Origin of the sequence: Deinococcus sp. HSC-46F16 (assembly GCF_024171495.1) — a bacterium.
Taxonomy (GTDB): Bacteria; Deinococcota; Deinococci; order Deinococcales; family Deinococcaceae; genus Deinococcus.
In genome coordinates this window covers 475,485-493,050 of record NZ_JALJZW010000001.1, presented here as the reverse complement: position 1 = coordinate 493,050, position 17,566 = coordinate 475,485, and the positions used below count along the sequence as shown (strand labels likewise).

20 protein-coding genes are annotated in these 17,566 nt (G+C 70.7%); 8 read left to right on the top strand and 12 right to left on the bottom strand.

What is annotated here, in order from left to right; translation table 11 throughout:
* Positions 1 to 6: 6 nt before the first annotated feature.
* From L1280_RS02550 to L1280_RS02535, 4 genes are all read right to left on the bottom strand, one after another.
* Positions 7 to 231, bottom strand: coding sequence for a heavy-metal-associated domain-containing protein (locus L1280_RS02550; protein WP_253580456.1), 225 nt, complete (start codon positions 229 to 231; stop codon positions 7 to 9).
* Complete coding sequence (locus L1280_RS02545; RefSeq protein ID WP_253580454.1) at positions 231 to 737, bottom strand: DUF1999 domain-containing protein; 507 nt, start codon at positions 735 to 737, stop codon at positions 231 to 233. The genes L1280_RS02550 and L1280_RS02545 overlap by 1 nt, the downstream gene beginning before the upstream one ends.
* 139 nt (positions 738 to 876) lie before the next feature.
* Positions 877 to 1,761, bottom strand: coding sequence for a ribokinase (locus L1280_RS02540; RefSeq protein WP_253580453.1), 885 nt, complete (start codon positions 1,759 to 1,761; stop codon positions 877 to 879).
* Complete coding sequence (locus L1280_RS02535; RefSeq protein ID WP_253580452.1) at positions 1,758 to 2,288, bottom strand: nucleoside deaminase; 531 nt, start codon at positions 2,286 to 2,288, stop codon at positions 1,758 to 1,760. Before L1280_RS02535 ends, L1280_RS02540 begins: the two co-directional genes overlap by 4 nt.
* Before the next feature lie 153 nt (positions 2,289 to 2,441).
* On the opposite strand from L1280_RS02535, the gene L1280_RS02530 reads away from it, so the two are divergent.
* The gene (locus L1280_RS02530) at positions 2,442 to 4,130 is read left to right on the top strand and encodes a long-chain fatty acid--CoA ligase (protein ID WP_253581068.1); all 1,689 of its coding nucleotides are present in this window, start codon (positions 2,442 to 2,444) and stop codon (positions 4,128 to 4,130) included.
* A gap of 207 nt (positions 4,131 to 4,337) precedes the next feature.
* Complete coding sequence (locus tag L1280_RS02525; RefSeq protein WP_253580451.1) at positions 4,338 to 5,915, top strand: L-glutamate gamma-semialdehyde dehydrogenase; 1,578 nt, start codon at positions 4,338 to 4,340, stop codon at positions 5,913 to 5,915.
* 2 nt (positions 5,916 to 5,917) lie between these two features.
* Here the strand turns inward: L1280_RS02525 and L1280_RS02520 are convergent, their stop codons facing one another.
* A complete protein-coding gene (locus L1280_RS02520) occupies positions 5,918 to 6,265 on the bottom strand; it encodes a DUF4180 domain-containing protein (protein ID WP_253580450.1) in 348 nt (115 codons plus the stop codon).
* 43 nt (positions 6,266 to 6,308) lie between these two features.
* Here L1280_RS02520 and L1280_RS02515 point away from each other — a divergent pair, with 43 nt between their 5' ends.
* Genes L1280_RS02515 through L1280_RS02505 form a run of 3 tightly spaced genes read left to right on the top strand, consistent with a single transcriptional unit; the run spans position 6,309 to position 8,981 of the window.
* Entirely contained in the window at positions 6,309 to 6,815 is a 507-nt protein-coding gene (locus tag L1280_RS02515) for a DinB family protein (protein WP_253580449.1), read from the top strand.
* Positions 6,809 to 7,663: a hypothetical protein gene (locus L1280_RS02510; RefSeq protein WP_253580448.1), complete on the top strand. Its 855-nt coding sequence runs from the start codon at positions 6,809 to 6,811 to the stop codon at positions 7,661 to 7,663. The genes L1280_RS02515 and L1280_RS02510 overlap by 7 nt, the downstream gene beginning before the upstream one ends.
* A 22-nt stretch (positions 7,664 to 7,685) precedes the next feature.
* Positions 7,686 to 8,981 (top strand): aminotransferase class III-fold pyridoxal phosphate-dependent enzyme, encoded by a 1,296-nt coding sequence (locus L1280_RS02505; protein WP_253580447.1) that lies wholly within the window; start codon positions 7,686 to 7,688, stop codon positions 8,979 to 8,981.
* 59 nt (positions 8,982 to 9,040) lie between these two features.
* Here L1280_RS02505 and map read toward each other — a convergent pair whose 3' ends face one another.
* Complete coding sequence (gene map, locus L1280_RS02500) at positions 9,041 to 9,802, bottom strand: type I methionyl aminopeptidase (protein ID WP_253580446.1); 762 nt, start codon at positions 9,800 to 9,802, stop codon at positions 9,041 to 9,043.
* 65 nt (positions 9,803 to 9,867) lie between these two features.
* Here map and L1280_RS02495 point away from each other — a divergent pair, with 65 nt between their 5' ends.
* On the top strand, positions 9,868 to 10,719 hold the full coding sequence (locus L1280_RS02495; RefSeq protein WP_253580445.1) for a M55 family metallopeptidase: 852 nt from the start codon (positions 9,868 to 9,870) through the stop codon (positions 10,717 to 10,719).
* Between the two features lie 3 nt (positions 10,720 to 10,722).
* Here L1280_RS02495 and L1280_RS02490 read toward each other — a convergent pair whose 3' ends face one another.
* Genes L1280_RS02490 through L1280_RS02480 form a run of 3 tightly spaced genes read right to left on the bottom strand, consistent with a single transcriptional unit; the run spans position 10,723 to position 13,520 of the window.
* Positions 10,723 to 11,124 carry a DUF4259 domain-containing protein gene (locus L1280_RS02490; RefSeq protein WP_253580444.1) on the bottom strand — a complete coding sequence of 134 codons (402 nt, stop codon included), beginning with the start codon at positions 11,122 to 11,124 and terminating at the stop codon, positions 10,723 to 10,725.
* Positions 11,121 to 12,350 carry a flavodoxin-dependent (E)-4-hydroxy-3-methylbut-2-enyl-diphosphate synthase gene (gene ispG, locus L1280_RS02485; protein ID WP_253580443.1) on the bottom strand — a complete coding sequence of 410 codons (1,230 nt, stop codon included), beginning with the start codon at positions 12,348 to 12,350 and terminating at the stop codon, positions 11,121 to 11,123. Before ispG ends, L1280_RS02490 begins: the two co-directional genes overlap by 4 nt.
* 60 nt (positions 12,351 to 12,410) lie before the next feature.
* Positions 12,411 to 13,520, bottom strand: coding sequence for a BMP family protein (locus L1280_RS02480; protein WP_253580442.1), 1,110 nt, complete (start codon positions 13,518 to 13,520; stop codon positions 12,411 to 12,413).
* A 203-nt stretch (positions 13,521 to 13,723) separates the two neighbouring features.
* Here L1280_RS02480 and L1280_RS02475 point away from each other — a divergent pair, with 203 nt between their 5' ends.
* Positions 13,724 to 15,556, top strand: coding sequence for an alpha-amylase family glycosyl hydrolase (locus L1280_RS02475; protein ID WP_253581067.1), 1,833 nt, complete (start codon positions 13,724 to 13,726; stop codon positions 15,554 to 15,556).
* Here the strand turns inward: L1280_RS02475 and L1280_RS02470 are convergent.
* Entirely contained in the window at positions 15,513 to 16,064 is a 552-nt protein-coding gene (locus L1280_RS02470; protein WP_253580441.1) for an adenylate kinase, read from the bottom strand. The genes L1280_RS02475 and L1280_RS02470 overlap by 44 nt on opposite strands.
* A 104-nt stretch (positions 16,065 to 16,168) precedes the next feature.
* Here L1280_RS02470 and L1280_RS02465 point away from each other — a divergent pair, with 104 nt between their 5' ends.
* A complete protein-coding gene (locus L1280_RS02465) occupies positions 16,169 to 16,552 on the top strand; it encodes an NADH-quinone oxidoreductase subunit 15 (protein ID WP_253580440.1) in 384 nt (127 codons plus the stop codon).
* On the opposite strand, the gene L1280_RS02460 is transcribed toward L1280_RS02465, so the two are convergent.
* A complete protein-coding gene (locus L1280_RS02460; protein ID WP_253580439.1) occupies positions 16,530 to 17,099 on the bottom strand; it encodes a hypothetical protein in 570 nt (189 codons plus the stop codon). The genes L1280_RS02465 and L1280_RS02460 overlap by 23 nt on opposite strands.
* Complete coding sequence (locus L1280_RS02455) at positions 17,096 to 17,560, bottom strand: divergent PAP2 family protein (protein ID WP_104990716.1); 465 nt, start codon at positions 17,558 to 17,560, stop codon at positions 17,096 to 17,098. The genes L1280_RS02460 and L1280_RS02455 overlap by 4 nt, the downstream gene beginning before the upstream one ends.
* Positions 17,561 to 17,566 lie beyond the last annotated feature (6 nt).

Genomic DNA, 17,566 nt, shown 5'->3' with positions numbered 1-17,566 from the left:
GGGCCTTCAGAGCATCCCGGCCAGGAACCCCTGCGAGCGCACGGCCCGCACGAGGTCCATCACGGTGTGCTGGGAGGGGTCGTAGTGGACTTCGATCTGGCCCTCGTCGGGGGTGGCCTGGGCGACACCGGGAAGGGAACGGAGGTGCTGGGCGACGCGCTCGCCCGCGTCGCGGGTCATGCCGCGCACGCCGAGCAGCACACGGGTGGGCTTGCCTGTCATGGCAGCCATTATGCCGCGCCCCCATCCGCCCTGGCCAATCGGGTGCCCGGCGCGGTGACCGCGCGGGTGCCGAGGTGACAGACGCCGTAGCCCCCGACGAGGTGCGCTTCCTCCTGCTGGGCGGCTCCCTCCAGCGCGGGCGTCACCGGGAAGTGGACCTCGTACACCGCGCTGTCGTACGCACTCTTGACGACGGCGTGGAGCAGGCCCGCCGCCGCTTCCCCCGGCGCGTCGGGCGCCAGCAGCAGCGACCGCACCAGGACGATGGGCCGGTCCCCCTGCCAGACATGCTGGGCGAGGACGGCCCCCGCGAGGCCTGTCCCCTCCCCCTGCGCGACGAAGGAATGTTCGCTGCGCTCGTAGAACTTCAGGGCGGCGAGGCTGGTGCTCAGGCGGCCCGTGCGCTCGCGCTCCGGCAGAGTGTCGAAAGCGGGATCGGCCATGTGCTGGGCGGTGAGGTCGAGCTGGGCGAGGGCCTCGAAATCGGCCTCGGTAAAGGTGCGGTAGCGGAGCATCGTGCGCTCAGCCTAGCGCTGGAGGGCCGCCGAAGACCGAGTGGCTCTGATTTCAGAACCTCCGGGAAAGCACCGGAGGTTCTTCCACCGCCGCCAGCCGGTCTTTTGCTCCTCGCTTCGCTCGCCCCCCGTCCCCGACTCACCGCAAGTTCGCCTGAATCTCCTCGCGGGTGGGCATCGCGTCCTGCGCTCCGGGGCGGGTGCAGGCCAGGGAAGCGGCTGCGCCCGCCGCCCGCAGCGCTTCCGGGAGGGGCAGCCCCGCGACCAGCCCGGCGGCCAGCACGCCCGCAAAGGTGTCCCCTGCCCCGGTGGTGTCCACGGGGGTGACGGGGAGAGCGGGAAGGGCATACGCCTCCGTTCCGGTCACCGTCAGGCTGCCCCGCGCTCCCAGGGTCACGGTGATGGCCTGCGGTCCGGTCGCCAGCAGGGCGCGGGCCTGGGCCTCCACCTCTCCCCCACTGGGGGCGAGGGCGGCGAGTTCGGTTTCGTTGACCAGCAGGTGCGTGACGTGGGCAAGCAGTTCAGGATCGGGCGCCTGCACGGGAGCCGCGTTGAGGAGCACGGTCAATCCCGCCGCGTGCGCCCGCCGCGCCGCCTCGCGGGTCACCCCGGCGGGCAGCTCGCCTTGCAGAAGCAGGTGGGTGAAGGGGGGGAGGTCGGCGGGCAGATGCCCAGGCGTCATCCGCGCATTGGCGCCGCTCGCCACCGTGATCGCGTTCTCGCCGCCCTGGGCCACCGTGATCAGGGCGAGGCCCGTGGGCGCGTCCAGCGTGTGCAGCCCGCCGAGGTCCACGCCCGCCCGCGTCAGGCCGCGCAGGGCCGCCTCGCGGAAGGAGTCGGCGCCGACCGCTCCGCACAGGGTCACCCGCGCTCCGGCCAGCGCCGCCGCGACCGCCTGATTTGCACCCTTGCCGCCGGGCGAGACGCGCACGTCGCCGCCCAGGACCGTCTCGCCGGGGGCAGGGATGTGGGGCGCCTGCACGGTCAGGTCGGCATTCACGCTGCCGACCACGAGCAGGGTCATTCCACCCCCGCCGTTTCAGCGGGGTAACGCTCGCGCCACAGCGCCCAGCCCTCGTCCGGAAAGGCGCGTTTGGCCTCGGGCGCGAAGAGGCGGGCGCCCTCGGCCTCCAGTTCGGGGTCGGGGCAGGGCAGCACCTGGGTCTCCTGCATGGCGGGGTGGTCGCTCCACTTGATCAACCGGCCCGAGCCGCCCCAGGGGTCGTCGGTGGCCCACACGACCCGGCCGACCCCCAGCAGGGCGGAGGCGCCGCCGCACATCAGGCAGGGTTCCAGGCTGGTGTAGAGGGTCAGCGTCTCGGGGTCCCTCAGCTTTCCCGCCGCGAAAAAGAGGTCCATCTCGGCGTGCGCCACGCTGGCGGCCCCCACATGCTCGGGCGTCTGGGCCTCGCCGACGCGGTTGCGGCCCCGGCCGATGATGTCGCCCTCGGCATTGACCAGCACGGCGCCGACGGGCGAGCTGCCCGCAGCCTGCGCCTCACGCGCCAGGGCCAGGGCTTCCTGAAGGTAGCTGCGGTGGGAGGCCGTCATGCGGGCCAGTGTGGCACGGCCCCCGGGGGAGGCGCGGGGGGAGCGGGGTGTGCTTATACTCAGTTCAATGTCAAGTCGCCCCCACCCCGCCCGCCGCCACGCTGAGGCGGCGGGTGCGGCCCAGCGGGAGCGCGAGGAGCGTGAATGACCCCCATGCACAGACCCTGGCTGTCCCATTACGAAGAAGGTGTGCCGCACGAGTTCACGCCGACCAACGACACCCTGCCTGACCTGTTGCGCCGCGCGGCGCAGGCCTACCCGGAGCGCACCGCCCTGACCTTCCTGGGGGCGAAGACGACCTACCGGGCGCTGTGGGGACAGGTCACGGCCTTTGCGGCGGCGCTCCAGAGAATCGGGATTCAGCCCGGCGAGCGCGTCAGCCTGATGCTGCCCAACTGCCCGCAGTTCGTGGTGGGCTTTTACGGGGCGCTGCTCGCCGGGGCCACGGTGGTCAACACCAGCCCGCTCTACACCCCGCACGAGCTGCAGCACCAGCTTCAGGACAGCGGCAGTGAAACGCTGATCCTGCTGGACGCCTTTTACCCGCGCTACGAACAGATTGCCGGGACGGTCCCGGTGCAGCGGGTGATCGTGACCGGGATTCAGGACGCGCTGCCCTTTCCGAAAAACGTGCTCTACCCGCTCAAGGCCCGCCGCGAGGGGACGTGGGTGAACGTGAAGGCCGGGGGGTCGGTGTACTCGCTGCCCCAGCTCGTGCGGCAGGAGGGCACCCCGGAGGCCGTCACCCTGCGCCCCGACGACGTGGCCCTCCTCCAGTACACGGGCGGCACGACCGGCGTGCCCAAGGGCGCGATGCTGACCCACCACAACCTCGTGGCGAACGCCGAACAGGCCCGCGCATGGATGACCGACCTGAAAGACGGGCATGAGGTCACGCTGGCGGCCATTCCCTTCTTCCACGTCTACGGGATGACGGTGGCGATGAACCTCAGCCTCTTGATCGGGGCGACCATCGTGCTGGTGCCCAATGCGCGGGACATCAAGATGGTGCTCTCTCAGATCGGCGCGAGCGGGGCGACCCTCTTTCCCGGCGTGCCGACCCTGTACAACGCGATCAACCACCACCCCGACACCCCCAAGCACGACCTGACCAGCATCCGCGCGTGCATCAGCGGGTCGGCCCCGCTGCTGCTGGAAACCGCGCGGCAGTTCCGGCAGATCACCGGGGGCGCCAATCTGGTGGAGGGCTACGGCCTGACCGAGGCCAGCCCCATCACGCACACCAACCCGATTTTCGGCGACCAGCGCGAGGGCAGCATCGGCCTGCCCTTCCCCGGCGTGGACGCCGTGGTCATGGGCGAGGATGGCCAGGCCGTGCCGACCGGCGAGGTGGGCGAGCTGTGGGTGTCCGGCCCGATGGTCATGAAGGGGTACTATGGCCGCCCCGACGAGACCGAGAAGGTGCTGCGCGAGTGGCAGGGCCAGACCTGGCTGCTGACGGGCGACATGGCGGTGATGGACGACGACGGGTACTTCCGCATCGTGGACCGCAAGAAGGACCTGATTATCGCCGGGGGGTTTAACATCTACCCGCGCGAGGTCGAGGAAGTGCTGACCGCCCACCCCGCCGTGCTGGAAGCCGCCGCCGTGGGCGTGCCCGATGAATACCGGGGCGAGAGCGTGCATGCGGTCGTGGTGCTCAAGCCGGGGCAGGAGGCGACCGAGGCCGACATCATCGCCCACTGCCGCCGCGAACTCAGCGCGTACAAGGCGCCCCGCAGCGTGGAGTTCCGCGCCGAACTGCCCAAGACGGCGGTGGGCAAGGTGCTGCGCCGCCAGCTCGCGGACGAGGCGAAGGCGGCCCGGCAGCAGCCCGCCTGACCTTTCCCAACTGACCACGCAGGACTCCGGGGCAGCCTGGGGTCCTGCCCTTTTGGTGAGGGTCACCACCTTTCACTTGCCAGGTCAGCGGGTCTCAGAAGTCGCCGCCAGGAGTGACTTCTAAGTCCTTTTTTGCCGACTGACAGCGGGTTTGTGCCCTTTCAGAGAGCGTGTTAGGCTCGCCTTCATACCCAAGGAGGCAGGACCATGACGAACACGCTACTGGAGGGCTTCCTCCCCTTTGAACACGAGCCGTATTTCGCCTTCGGTCAGCCGGAGGTGGCGGAGCGGCAGCGGGCAGCGTACCGCGCGGTGCGGGAGAAGTACGTCGGTCAGGGCTTCCCGCTCTACATCGGCGGGCGGGCGGTGGAGGCCGACGGCACCTTCGAGGTCCGCAACCCCGCCGACACCCGCGAGGTGGTGTGGCGCTTTCCGAAGGCGACCCCCGAGCAGCGCGAGGAGGCGATTCGCTGCGCTGTAGAGGCGTTTGAGGACTGGCGCTTTTCCGATCCCCTCCAGCGGGCCACCATCTTCAAGCGGGCGGCGGAGCTGCTGCGGGCGCGGCGGATGGAATTCAACGCGGTGATGGGCCTGGAAAACGGCAAGAACTGGGCCGAGGCCGACGGTGAGGTGGCCGAGTGCGTGGACCACTTTGAGGTCTTCGCCCGCGAAACGCTGAAGTGGGCGCAGGGCAAGCCCGTCTACCCGATGCCCGACGAGCACGTCACGACCGTGTATGAACCGCTGGGCGTGGTCGTGACCATCAGCCCCTGGAACTTTCCGGCGGCGATTCCGCTGGGCATGAGCCTGGGCGCCATCGCGGCGGGCAACACCGTGATCTGGAAGCCCGCCTCCGAGACGCCGCTGTCGAGCCTGCTGCTGGTCGAGCTGCTGTACGAGGCGGGATTGCCCCGGAACGTGATCCAGTTCCTGACCGGCACGGACGAGGTGCTGGGTGACCCCCTGGTGGACCACAAGGATGTCCGCATGATCGCCTTTACCGGTTCCAAGGAGATCGGCTGCCGCATCTACGAGCGGGCCGCCCGCGTGGGGCCAGGGCAGCGCTGGCTCAAGCGCGTGATCGCGGAGATGGGCGGCAAGGACCCCACGGTGGTGTGCGCCGACGGCGACATCGACGCGGCGGCACTGGGCATCGTGCAGTCGGCCTTCGGATACGCCGGGCAGAAGTGCTCAGCCTGCTCGCGCGTGATCGCGGAAGAGAGCGTATACGACGAGCTGCTGGAAAAGGTCGTGCGGCTCGCGGGGGAGCTGAAGGTCGGCTCGCCGGAAGAGAACGGGGCGATTGGCCCAGTCATCCACGCGGGGAGCGCCGAGCGGATCATGGAGTACGTTGCACGGGGCAAGCAGAGCGCCCGGCTGGTGCTGGGCGGCGAGCGGGCGGACGCGGGCGAGGCCGAGGGCGGTTATGTCCAGCCCACCATCTTTGCGGACGTGGACCCGAAAGACCCCCTCTTTCAGGAGGAGATCTTCGGCCCGGTCCTGAGCTTCACCAAGGCCCGCGACTGGGAGCACGCCATCGCGCTGGCGAACGACTCCGAGTACGGCCTGACCGCCGCCTTCTACAGCCGCGACCCGCGCAAGATCGAGGAAGCGCGGCGGCGCATCCACGTCGGGAACCTCTACGTGAACCGCAAGTGCACGGGGGCCTTGAGCGGCACCCACGCCTTCGGCGGCTACGGCATGAGCGGCACGAACGCGAAGGTGGGCGGGCCGGACTACCTGTTCTGGTTCGTGCAGACGAAGACGGTGGCGCAGAAGTACTGAGGCTAGGGCGCGGCGCTGGCCCCGAGCCATGCCCGCGCTTCGGCCTCGGTGCGAACGAAACGAATCAGGGGGTGGGCGGCGTGTTCGTGGGCGAGTTCGGCGAAGCGTTCGCCGTGGGCGGCGAAGTCCGGCAGGATCAGCGCCGTGCGGAGGCCATAGTTGGTGAGCTTCTGGAAGAGTTCGCCCGCCAGCCCGCTGCGAAGCTGGAAGAACTCCGGGCCGAGGTCCGCTGCGGTGAGGATCAGCCCGTCCAGGCCCCAGGCAGCGCCGATCAGGTGGAAGACGTCGGGCAGGCTCTGGACACTCACGCCCAGTTCCCCCGCCGTCTTGACCCGAGGTTCGTCCTTCATCCGGAGCAGGCTACCCCGCCTCCCCTTCTGCGAGACTGACGCCATGACCGACCCCCAACCCGACCGCAACGAGCGTGCCCAGCTCGCCTTCGCCCGGCTGCTGCCCAAGCTGTTCCGGGGCGGGCAGGCCTTTGTGGGCGTGGAGGCGGCGCTGAGCGGCCTGGACGCCGACGCCGCTGCCCGCCGCCCGGACGGGCTGCCGCATTCGGTGGCCGAGCTGGTGGCCCACGTGAACTGGTGGAACCGCTGGATGCTCGACATCATCGAGATGGGAGAGAGCCTCCCCTACCCCGCCCACGCCGCCGACACCTGGCCCACCGTGACCCCGCAGGACTGGCCGCGCGTGAAAGCCGAGTTCTACGAGCTGCTCGCGCGGGTGGACACCCACACCGCCCGCCCGGACCTCGCCAACCCGGTCAACCACGACGAAACCATCGGGGAGCTGCTGGCCGACTTCGCTCTGCACACGGCCCACCACTTCGGGCAGGTGGTCACCGTGCGGCAGGCGTTGGGGGCGTGGCCGCCTCCGGGGGGGGGGGACACGTGGTAGACGCCGATCTCGCCGCCACCGAGCTGAATGCGGGCGACTCCAGCCGCGCCTCGCACGTGTGGCGGGTGGACTCGGCGGATGGGCCGGTCATCCTGCGGCGCTCGTGGTGGACCTCGCCGGACGTGAGCGCGTTCATGCTGGGCCTCTGGCGATTGTTCGGGGTGGACCCGCGCAACCTGCACGCCACCGCCGACACCTACCGCTTCTGGCAGGGGCTGGGGGCCTGGACGGTGCCCGAGGTTCTGGGCCTCACGGACTTCCGGGGCGCTGCGGCGCTGCGGGTGGCCTTCGTTCCGGGTGAGCCGCCGCGTGACTTGCGGGAAGCGGACGCGGCGGAACTGGGACGGCGGGTGGCGCGGATCCATGCCCGGGCAGCGGACGGCTTCGGCCCGGTGACGGGTCAGCCGCCGCATTCCCTGGCCGACTTCTACCCACGGGCGCTGGAGGTGGTGCATGAGCTGGCGGCGCACTTCGGGCCGGAGGCGTGGGCAGGCCACTGGCCGGACGTGGAGGCCGCGTTCCGAGACGCTCCCTCCCCCACCCGCGCCGTCCCGATGCTGCTCGACTGGAACGGCTCGCAGTTCGTGTGGCGGGAGGGGCAGCCCTTCGCCCTGGTGGACGTGGAGGCATCGGCCTTCGCGCCGCCTGAACTCGACCTCTGCCTGTGGGAGGTGTTGCTGGACGCGGCGGGCGCGCGGGCTTTCCGGACCGCCTATGCCCAGACGTTGCCCTTTCCCGACCTCGGCCCGCACCGCGCGGCGTGCCGCCTGATTCTGCGGGCGCTGGAGGTGGAGGGGTCACCGCCCCTCCCCGCGTGGCTGGCCCTCCCTTCCCACTTCGACTCCTGAACCCCGAAAGGTGCCCCTCCCCGTGACCGACTCCAGCGTCTTCTACCGTTCGCGCAAGCCCTATCCGACCGCCGTGCGGGGAGAGGGGGTGTACCTCTACGACGCGGGCGGGCGGCGCTGGCTCGACGGCTCGTCGGGAGCGCTGGTGGCGAATATCGGGCACGGGCGCCCGGAGGTCGCCGAGGCGATGGCGCGGCAGGCCCGCACGCTGCCCTTCGTCCACGGCTCGCAGTTCACCTCGGACGTGCTGGAGGAGTACGCGGCGCGGCTGACGGCCTTCCTGGGGCTGCCGGGCTTCCGCTTCTGGGCCGTCTCGGGCGGCTCGGAGGCGAACGAGAGCGCGATCAAGCTGGCGCGGCAGTACCACGTCGAGCGCGGCGAGCCGGAGCGGTACAAGGTCATCACGCGGGTGCCGAGCTACCACGGCGCCTCGCTGGGAGCGCTCGCGGCGTCGGGGATGGGGGCACGTCGGGCGATGTACGCCCCCCTGATGAACGAGGCCGCGTGGCCCAAGATGCCCAAGCCTGACCCTACCCTCTCCGGCGAGGACGACGCCGAGCGGCTGCGGGCGGTGCTGGAGGAGGCGGGGCCTTCGAGTGTCGCCGCCTTTATCTGCGAGCCCGTCGTGGGCGCATCGGATGCCGCGCTGGCCCCGAATCCGGGCTATCACGCCCGCATCGCGGAGATTTGCCGGGAGCACGGCGTCCTCTTCATCGCCGATGAGGTCATGAGCGGCATGGGCCGCTGCGGCTCACCGCTGGCGGTACGGCTGGGGGGAGACGTGACCCCGGACCTCGTGGTGCTGGGCAAGGGACTGGCGGCCGGATATGCGCCGCTGGCGGGACTGGCCGCCTCGCCGGAGACTTACCGCACGGTGATGGAGGGGTCGGGCGCCTTCCAGCACGGCTTCACCTACGCCGGGCACCCGGTCAGCGTGGCGGCGGGGCTCAGCGTGCTGGACATCGTGGAGCGCGAGGCACTGCCGGAGCGGGCGCGGGAGCAGGGGAAGCGGCTGCTGGCGGGCCTGCGCGACCTCCAGGGCCGTCATCCCAGCGTGCTGGAGGTGCGCGGGCACGGCCTGTTGCTGGGCGTGGTGCTGGGTGATCCCCGGACGGGCGAGGCTTGCACGGCACCGGGCCTCGCCGGACGGGTGGCGGCGGCGGCGTGGGAGCGCGGGCTGATCACCTACCCGGGCACGGGGGCTGTGGACGGCACGCGCGGCGACCACCTGCTGCTGGGGCCGCCGCTGAGCATCACGGACGGCGAGGTCGACGAGATGCTCGCGGCGCTGGACGGGGCGCTGGGGACGGCGGGCTGAGATCCACAAGAGAGGGGGAGCCCGGCGGTATTGCCAGCGGCTCCCCCTTTCTCCTGCCCTCACTGCGTCAGAATCTCATGCCCCTTCGCCGTCACGACCACCGTGTGCTCGAACTGGGCGCTGGGTGACTTGTCGGCCGTGATGACCGTCCAGCCGTCGGAGAGCAGGCGCGTCTCGGGGCGCCCGAGGTTGATCATCGGCTCCACCGTGAAGACCATGCCGGGCTGCAACTTGAGGCCGGTGTACCGCGCCCCGTGGTGATAGATGGTGGGTTCCTCATGCAGGCGCTTGCCGATGCCGTGGCCGGTGTACTCGCGGACCACCCCGAACCCGCGCGACTCGGCGAGGGTCTGGATCGCGTGGCCGATGTCGCCCGTGCGTCCCCCCGGCCGCACCTGCTCCAGCCCGGCGGCGAGGCACTCGCGGGTCGTGTCCACCAGCGCCTGCACCTCGGGGCGCACCGGCCCCACCGTGTAGGTGTAGCAGGCGTCTCCATACACGCCGTCCATGTACACGCCGATGTCCACCCCGATGATGTCCCCCTCCTGCAACTCGCGCGGGCCGGGGATGCCGTGACAGATCACCTCGTTGACGGACGCGCAGATGGTGCCGGGAAAGGGGTTGGACTTGGGGCCATAGCCCAGGTAGGCGGGCGCGGCCCCGTTCTTGCGGATGTGCTCCTCCGCGAGGCGGTCGAGGTCGGCCAGGGTCGCGCCGGGCTTCACATGCGGCTCCAGCACCCGGAAGGTCTCGGCGACGAGCGCCCCCGCGCGGCGCATGGCTTCGATCTCGCGGGCGGATTTCAGGGCGACGCGGCTCATAACGGATGAGACTAGCACACCGCCGCAGCGGGGCTGGAGACGCCGGGCACGCTACGCTGCCGGGCATGAAGGTCGTGATCAGCGTGGACATGGAGGGCGTGTGCGGGGTGGCGAGCTGGGTCCAGGTCAGCCCGCCCGAGTTTGGGGGCCTGGTGAACGGGGCCGAGTACCAGGCTGCCCGTACCCAGATGACGCTGGAGGCGGCAGCGGCAGCCGAGGGTGCACTGGCCGCAGGCGCGACGGGCGTGCTGGTCAACGACTCGCACGACACGATGCGCAACCTCCTGCCCGAGTTGCTGCCGCGCGGCGTGCGCTTCACGACCGGGAACGACAAGCCGCTGAGCATGGTTCAGGGCGTGCAGGAGGAGGGCGTGGGGGCGCTCCTGTTCGTGGGCTACCACGCGCGGGCGGGCAGCGTGCGCGGGCCGCTGGCGCACACCTGGAACGGCTTTCTTCGGGACGTGCGGATCAACGGCCGCTCCACGGGCGAGTACGGCCTGAACGCGCTCGTCGCCGGACATTACGGGGTGCCCGTGGTGTTCGCTGCCGGGGATGACGTGGCACTGGCCGAGATCACGGCGGAACTGGGCGAAGGGGTGGTCATCATGCCCGTTAAGGAGGGGCTGAGCACCTTTGCCGCCGTCCACCTCCACCCGCAGGAGGCCCGCGAGCGCATCCGGGAAGCCGCCGAGCGGGCGGTGCGTGGGGCGGCGGGGGCCACGCCGTACACGACCCGCTGGCCTGCCCATGCCGAACTGCGCTTCGACCATCAGGCCCGCGCCGATCAGTGCGAGCGGGTGCCCGGCGTGACGCGGGTGGACGCCGAGACGGTGGCCTGGGAGAGCGGGGACGCGCTGCACCTCTTCGGCATGTTCCGGATGCTGGCACGGGTGGCGGAGGTCAAGCTAAACGCCTGAGCGTCAGCCCAGCGCCCCCCGCACCCGCTCTACCTCGGTCCGCCACGCCGCCTCGTCCCCGGCGTCGGCCCACAGGTCGGGAAGTTCGCTGTCCCCGACGAGGACGCGCGAGACGGCGGCGTGGGCTACCTCGCGCAGGCCCTCCAGTTCGGCGGTGTCGGCTCCGGCGACCCAGGCCCGCAGCCCCGCGTCGGTGAGGCGGGAGGTGTCGCCCGTCAGCGCAGCGGCCAGCACCTCGGCGGCGGCCAGGGTGCGCCAGCCTTCCTCGGCGGCGAGGAAGTCGGTGTCGGGGTCGAGGGCCACGTCGAAGGCCTCGGCCAGGGCGAAGGCGCCGTCTTGTGCCACTTCCTGCGCGAACGCCGCGCCGACTTCATTGTCGAATGCACCGGGTCCCCAGAGGTTCACGCCCCCACCTCACGGCGCCCGTACCGCTCCTCCACATACTTGTCGAGCAGCGCCTGAAAGTCCTCCACGATGCGCGGCCCCCTCAAGGTGGTCAGCAGCTTGCCGTCCTGGTAGACGGGGGCGCGGGGGTCTTCGCCGGTGCCGGGCAGCGAGATGCCGATGTGGGCGTGCTTGCTCTCGCCGGGGCCGTTGACCACGCAGCCCATCACGGCGACCTGCATCTCCTCCACGCCGGGGTATTTCACCTTCCACTCGGGCATGGAGTCGCGGATGTAGTCCTGAATCTGTCCGGCGAGGTGCTGGAAAAAGGTGGAAGTCGTGCGCCCGCAGCCGGGGCAGGAGGTGACCTGCGGGAGAAACTGGCGCAGGCCTAGGCTCTGGAGAATCTGCTGGGCGACCTCGACCTCCAGCTTGCGCGGGGCACCCGGCTCGGGTGTCAGCGACACGCGGATGGTGTCCCCGATGCCCTCGGTCAGCAGTGGCGCGAGGGCCACACTGGACGCCACCATGCCCTTCATGCCGATGCCCGCTTCGGTCAGGCCGAGGTGCAGCGGGTAATCGCACAGCGGCGCGAGCTGGCGGTAAACCTGCCACAGCTCGGGGGCGGAGCTGACCTTGACCGAGATGATGATTTTGTCGTGGGGCAGCCCCAGCCGCTCGGCGTAGCGGGCCGACTCCAGCGCGGAGGTCACCATCGCGTCAATGGTCACGTCGGTGGTGGATTTGGGGTTGCCCGCCGCTGCGTTCTCGTCCATCAGGCGGGCGAGCACCTGCTGGTCGAGGCTGCCCCAGTTCACGCCGATGCGGACGGGCTTGCCGTACTGTTTGGCCACCTCGATCATCGTGGCGAAGTTGGCGTCGTGGTGCTGCCCGGCGCCCACGTTGCCGGGGTTGATGCGGTACTTGGCGAGCAGCCGGGCCGTTTCGGGAAACTCGGCCAGCAGGATATGCCCGTTGTAATGGAAGTCCCCGACGAGGGGCACGTCGAGCCCGATCAGACGCAGCCGCTCCACGATCTCGGGAATGGCGGCGGCGGCTTCACGGGTGTTGACGGTCACGCGCACGATCTCGGACCCGGCGCGGGCGAGCTGGGCGACCTGCATGGCCGTGGCCTCGGCGTCGGCGGTGTCGGTGTTCGTCATGGACTGCACGACGATGGGGTGCTGGCTTCCCACGGGCACGCGGCCCACCCAGGTGGTCACGGTCTGACGGCGCGGCGTCCTCATATGCGGGCAGTCTACCTGCGCCCGTGCGGGACGTTGGGGGCGGGGGCTACTGGGCGGGTCCTACTGGGCGGGCACCTTGACCGTGCCCTTGACGATCAGGGCCTGCAACTTCTCCAGATTGACCTTCATCTGGGACGGAATCAGGGCCTCGTTGTAGCGGTCGAAGGCCAGCCCGATGCCGCCGTTGCTCAGGCCGAAGGAGCGGTCGCCGCTTTTCCAGGGCCGCCCCATCGCCACGTCCTTGACCACGGTATAGACGGCGTTGTCCACCCGCTTGAGCATGGAGGTCAGGCCGTGGTTGAGGGTGGCCGGGTTCTTGTCGAAGTCGCCCAGCGCGTTCTGGTTGGTGTCCACCCCGATGAAGAAGACCGGGCGGCTGTCGCCCGCGCAGGCCTTGCGGTAGGCGGCGCTCCTGGGCACGGCGGCATATGGGTCGGCGCGGAACTTCAGGTCGGGGGGCAGCGTCCCCACCTTGAGGCAGGGCTGGGCCTTGATGTGGTCGATCACGCCCCGGCCACTCGCGCCCGCCGCCGCGTAGATGATGTCGTTGCCGTTGCGGGTGAGCTGCCCGGCGAGCAGCTTGGCGGTGCCCGGCAGGTTGAAGCCCGCGCTGGAGTCGCTGACATACACGCTGGTGACCTGACAGCCGGGGCAGGCGAAGGCCACCCCTGCCTCGAACCCCGCCTTGAAGCGCCGAATCACCGGAATATCGGTGCCGCCGATAAAGCCCACCCGTCCGGTCGCGCTCTGCTTGCCTGCGAGGTACCCGGCCAGGAAGCTGCCCTCCTGCTCGCGGAAGCGCAGGCCCACGGTGTTGGCCCCTTTGGGCAGGTCGTCCACCAGGATGAACCGGGTGTCGGGTGCCGCCGCCGCCGCCGCCGTGAGCGCCGCGTTGTTCGCGTAGCCCACCCCGATCACGACCTTCGCGCCGGAGCGCACCAGGCCGGGGATGCCGCGCCCCACCTCGTCGTACTGTCCCGGCTCGAAGGTGCGGACCTGCCCGCCCGTCTCGGCGATTACCCGCTGCACTCCCTGGTACACCGTCTGGTTGAAGCCCCCGTCCTGACGGCCCCCCAGGTCGAACCCGATCCCCACCGTGAAGCCGATGGCGTGGGCGGAACCGAGCAGCAGGGCGGACAGGGAAGCCAGCAACGCGGATTGTGGACGCATACACCATCTTCCCCGCCCCCCTCTTACAGAGGCCTGACGCCGCTGGGGGGGTGGGGGTGGTCCGGCCCGCTTGACCTTTCCCGGTCGGTCCGCGCAGACTGCCCCCAAACCCGAAGGCAACGCTTGCTCCCCGCCGGGCACGACCTCTCTTCCGCAGTGACAGGAGGAGGGCCGTGCCCGGCGAACGCGGCATGGAGGACGAGATGAGGGACTACAGAACAGGCATCAGCGCTGCGCACGACCATACCCCCGGCTACACGGGGCGGCTGGGGGCGGGCATAGGCGAGGGCGTGCGGCTGCGCCTGCGCGTGACGGGTGAGGGGGCCGGGGACGTGACGGGCGTGCGGCTCGACTTCGTGCGGGTGGGCGAGATCGAGAGCGTGCGGGCGACCGAGGTGGGCGGGGCCGGAGAGGGCCGCTGGTTCGAGGCCGAGCTGCCGCTGGACGCCGCCCGCGTGCGCTACGCCTGGACGCTGGAACTGCCGCGCGACAGCCTGCACCTCACCGCGCTGGGGCTGCACCGGGTGCGGCGGGGCTTCCGGAGCTGGTTTGGGTACCTCGCCGGACACCGGGCGCCCGAGTGGGCGTGGCGCAGCGTCTTCTATCAGGTCTTTCCCGACCGCTTTCGCAACGGGGACCCCGCGAACGACGTGCGGGACGGTGAATACGTCTACCAAGGCCGCCCGGTGGAGAAGGCCGAGTGGGGATCGCCCATCACCAAGGCAGGCGACATCCACGCCCACTACGGCGGCGACCTCCAGGGGGTAACCCAGGCGCTGCCGTACCTGGAGGACCTCGGGGTGAACGCGCTGTGGCTCACGCCGATCTTCGTTTCGCCCTCCAACCACCGCTACGACATCAGCGACTACCGCCATGTGGACCCGCACCTCGGCGGGGACGCCGCGTGGGCCGAGTTGCAGGCGGCGGCGGACGCGCGAGGCTTCCGGCTGGTGCTCGACGGGGTGTTCAACCATGTGGGGAACGAGCACGCCCTCTTTCAGGCGGCGCTGGGGGACGAGGCGGCGCCGGAACGGTCCCTCTTCACCTGGCGCGACGAGCCGGGCAAGCCGCCCTATCACGCCTTTTTCGACCTGCCCAGCCTGCCCAAGATCGACTACCGGGCACCGGAGGCTGTGTCGGAGTTTCTGAACGGCGAGCGCAGCGTGGTCCGCGAGTGGTTGCGGCGGGGCGCGGCGGGCTGGCGGCTGGACGTGGCCCACATGATCGGTACGGGGGGCAGCGACGAGGACAATCTGGAGCTGCACCGGGCGCTGAAGCAGGCCGCCCGCGAGGAACGGCCCGACGCCTACGTCTTCGGCGAACGCTTCTTCGACCCCGAGCACGCGCTGGACGGGCAGGGCGAGGACGGCGCGATGAACTACCACGGCTTCGGGTTGCCGGTCATGCAGTGGCTGGGTGGGCAGGACCACTACGGGCGCCCCAGCCGAGTGGACGGGGAGGAGCTGGCCGAGCTGCTGTTTGATGCCTGGCACGTCCTCGCGCCACCGGTCGCGCTGAGCATGTTCAACCTCCTCGAATCGCACGACATCGGGCGGGCGCTCTACCGGCTGGGCGAGGACCGGACGCGATTTCTGGCGGCCTTCACCCTGCTGATGGGCTATCCCGGCGTGCCCTGCACCTACTACGGCACGGAGGTCGGCCTCAGCCAGCGCCAGCCGGGGATGATGCCGTGGTGCCGCGAGAGCATGCCCTGGGACGAGGCCGCCTGGGACACGGGGCTGCGGGAGCGGGTGCAGGCCCTGATCCGGCTGCGGCGGAGCACGCGGGTCTTGCAGGAGGGCACCCTGCGCTTCCTGCACGCGGAGGCGGACGCGCTGGCCTTCCTGCGCGAGTACACGGGCGCGGGAGGCGGGGTCGAGCGGGCCGTGGTGGTCGCCAGCCGCCGCCCGGAAGCGCATCCGGTGACGCTGACCCTCCCGGCGGGGGAGTGGCGGGACACCCTGCGCGGCGAGACACTGACGGGCGGCGAGGTCACGCTGGACGCGGCGGGGGGCCGGATACTGCTTCAGGGCTGAGGGCCGCCAGCCACCGCGCCGCTTCCCCCGGCGTTCGCAGCCGCACGACCCGCAGGTGGGGATAGTCGGCGAGGAGGGCGGGCGTTTCCCGGCGCCGTCGCCAGTGGGTCTTGAAAAACCACGGCAGCGGCGAGTCGGCCTTCAGCGCATTGCGGAGGTGCTCGCGGTTGCCGTTCCACAGCTCCTGCCGCCGGGCGATGCGGCGCACGGTGCGCGTCAGCAGCCGCCAGAACACGACCGGACCGGGGTAGTCCAGCCACACCAGCGTGTCGGCCCGCACCCAGCCGAGGTCGCGGGCCTTGCTGTAATTGCCGTCCATCACCCAGGTGTCCCCGGCGGTGAAAGCGGCGACCTGGGCGCGGAACCCCTCGCGGGGGGCCTCTTGCCAGCCCGGAAGATGGTTCCAGGCGTCCTGCTCGCCGTGGGGCACGCCCAGCCGCGCGGCGAGCGCACGGGCGAGGGTGGTCTTGCCACTGCCGGTGGTGCCGATCACGATGACGCGCTGCATGCCCGGCAGGAAATCACGGAGCTGGAGCGAGAGGCATCCGCCATCCGGCCGGGGGCCAGTCGCTGGAAGCTGGCGGCTGGCCGCTTGCTATGCTGCCCCCACACATGGCACACGCAGATGACGGGCGGCTGTACGCGCAGTGGGTCGAGCTTCTTTCGTGGCTGGAGGCGGAAGCGGCGGCGCGGGGCCTGGGGTTCCAGAAGGTCGCGGATTTTCCCGACTACATCTACCGCATGGAGCGGCCCTACGACCTGCCCACCACAGTCATGAGCGCAGCGCTCACGGCGAACGGGCAGCCCCTGATGGTCGCGGCGGTCAGCCCCCGGCACGTGGACCTGAAGGGCGTCTCGCTGCGGCTGATGGGCGGCTCCAAGCACTGGCACCTCCACGCGGGCGGGGCCGGGCTGCTGGAGGGCAAGCGGCCCTTCACGCGGGAGCGCCTCGCGCAACTCGTCGAGGGGGCGGTCAAGGGGCTGGCAGCGGTCTGACCGCATCGAGAATCAGCGGGACGAACCCCAGGCGCCCCTCCCGGTTGCGGTGGTCCAGCCGCCAGGAGCGGTAGATCGGGCCGGTCTCCACGTCCCAGTCCTGGGCGTGAAACCGGCCCGAGTCGTCACAGTATTCGAGCAGCCGGACCTCGAACCCCGCGTCCAGAAAGACGGCGCTCAGGCGGCGGTGGTCGTACACGACCTTGTGGTCGGCGGCCGGATGGTCGGCCGGACCGGGACCGCCCACCTGCACCACGTTCTGGTACTCGGGGTCGGGGAAGTTGGCGTCGGGCACGGCCACGCGCAGAAACCCGCCGGGCTTCAGGTATCCGAAGCGCAGGCGGGCGGCGGCGCGGCCTTCCTCCTCGGTCAGGTGTTCCCAGACGTGCTCGCACAGCAGGGCGTCGGCCCGCCGCTCCCCGAACCACGCGGCCCAGGTGCCGGGGTCCAGCAGGTCCAGTTCCTCACGCCCGGTGGGAATCCAGCCGTCCCAGCGCTGGTCCCCCGCCCCGATGAGGACTCGCAGGGAACCGGAGGTCGGGGTCACAGCACCCGGAAGGCCACGAAGGCCATGCCGACTCCGATCAGGGTGCCCACCAGCACTTCCAGGTAGGTGTGCCCCAGCAGCACCCGCAGGGGCAGAGGTGCGAAGCCCTCGCGCACGACGGTCCGCAGTTCCTCCACGAGTTCATTCAGCAGCCGCGCCTGCATCCCGCTGGAGTGGCGCACCCCGGTTGCGTCGTACATCACGATCAGGGCGAAGACGGCGCTGGCGGCAAAGAGGGGGCTGCCCATGCCCTGGGTGATCGCCACCCCGGTCGTCAGGGCGGCCACCATCGCGGAGTGGCTGGACGGCATGCCGCCCGTTTCCATAAAGGCGGCCGGACGCCAGCGCCGCTCCAGCAGCAGGATCAGCAGCACCTTGATCACCTGCGCCCCGGTAGAGGCCAGCACCGCCGTCCACAACCAGCGGTTCCCGAGCAGGTCGTCGAGAGGGGAAGTCGTCACAGGGCA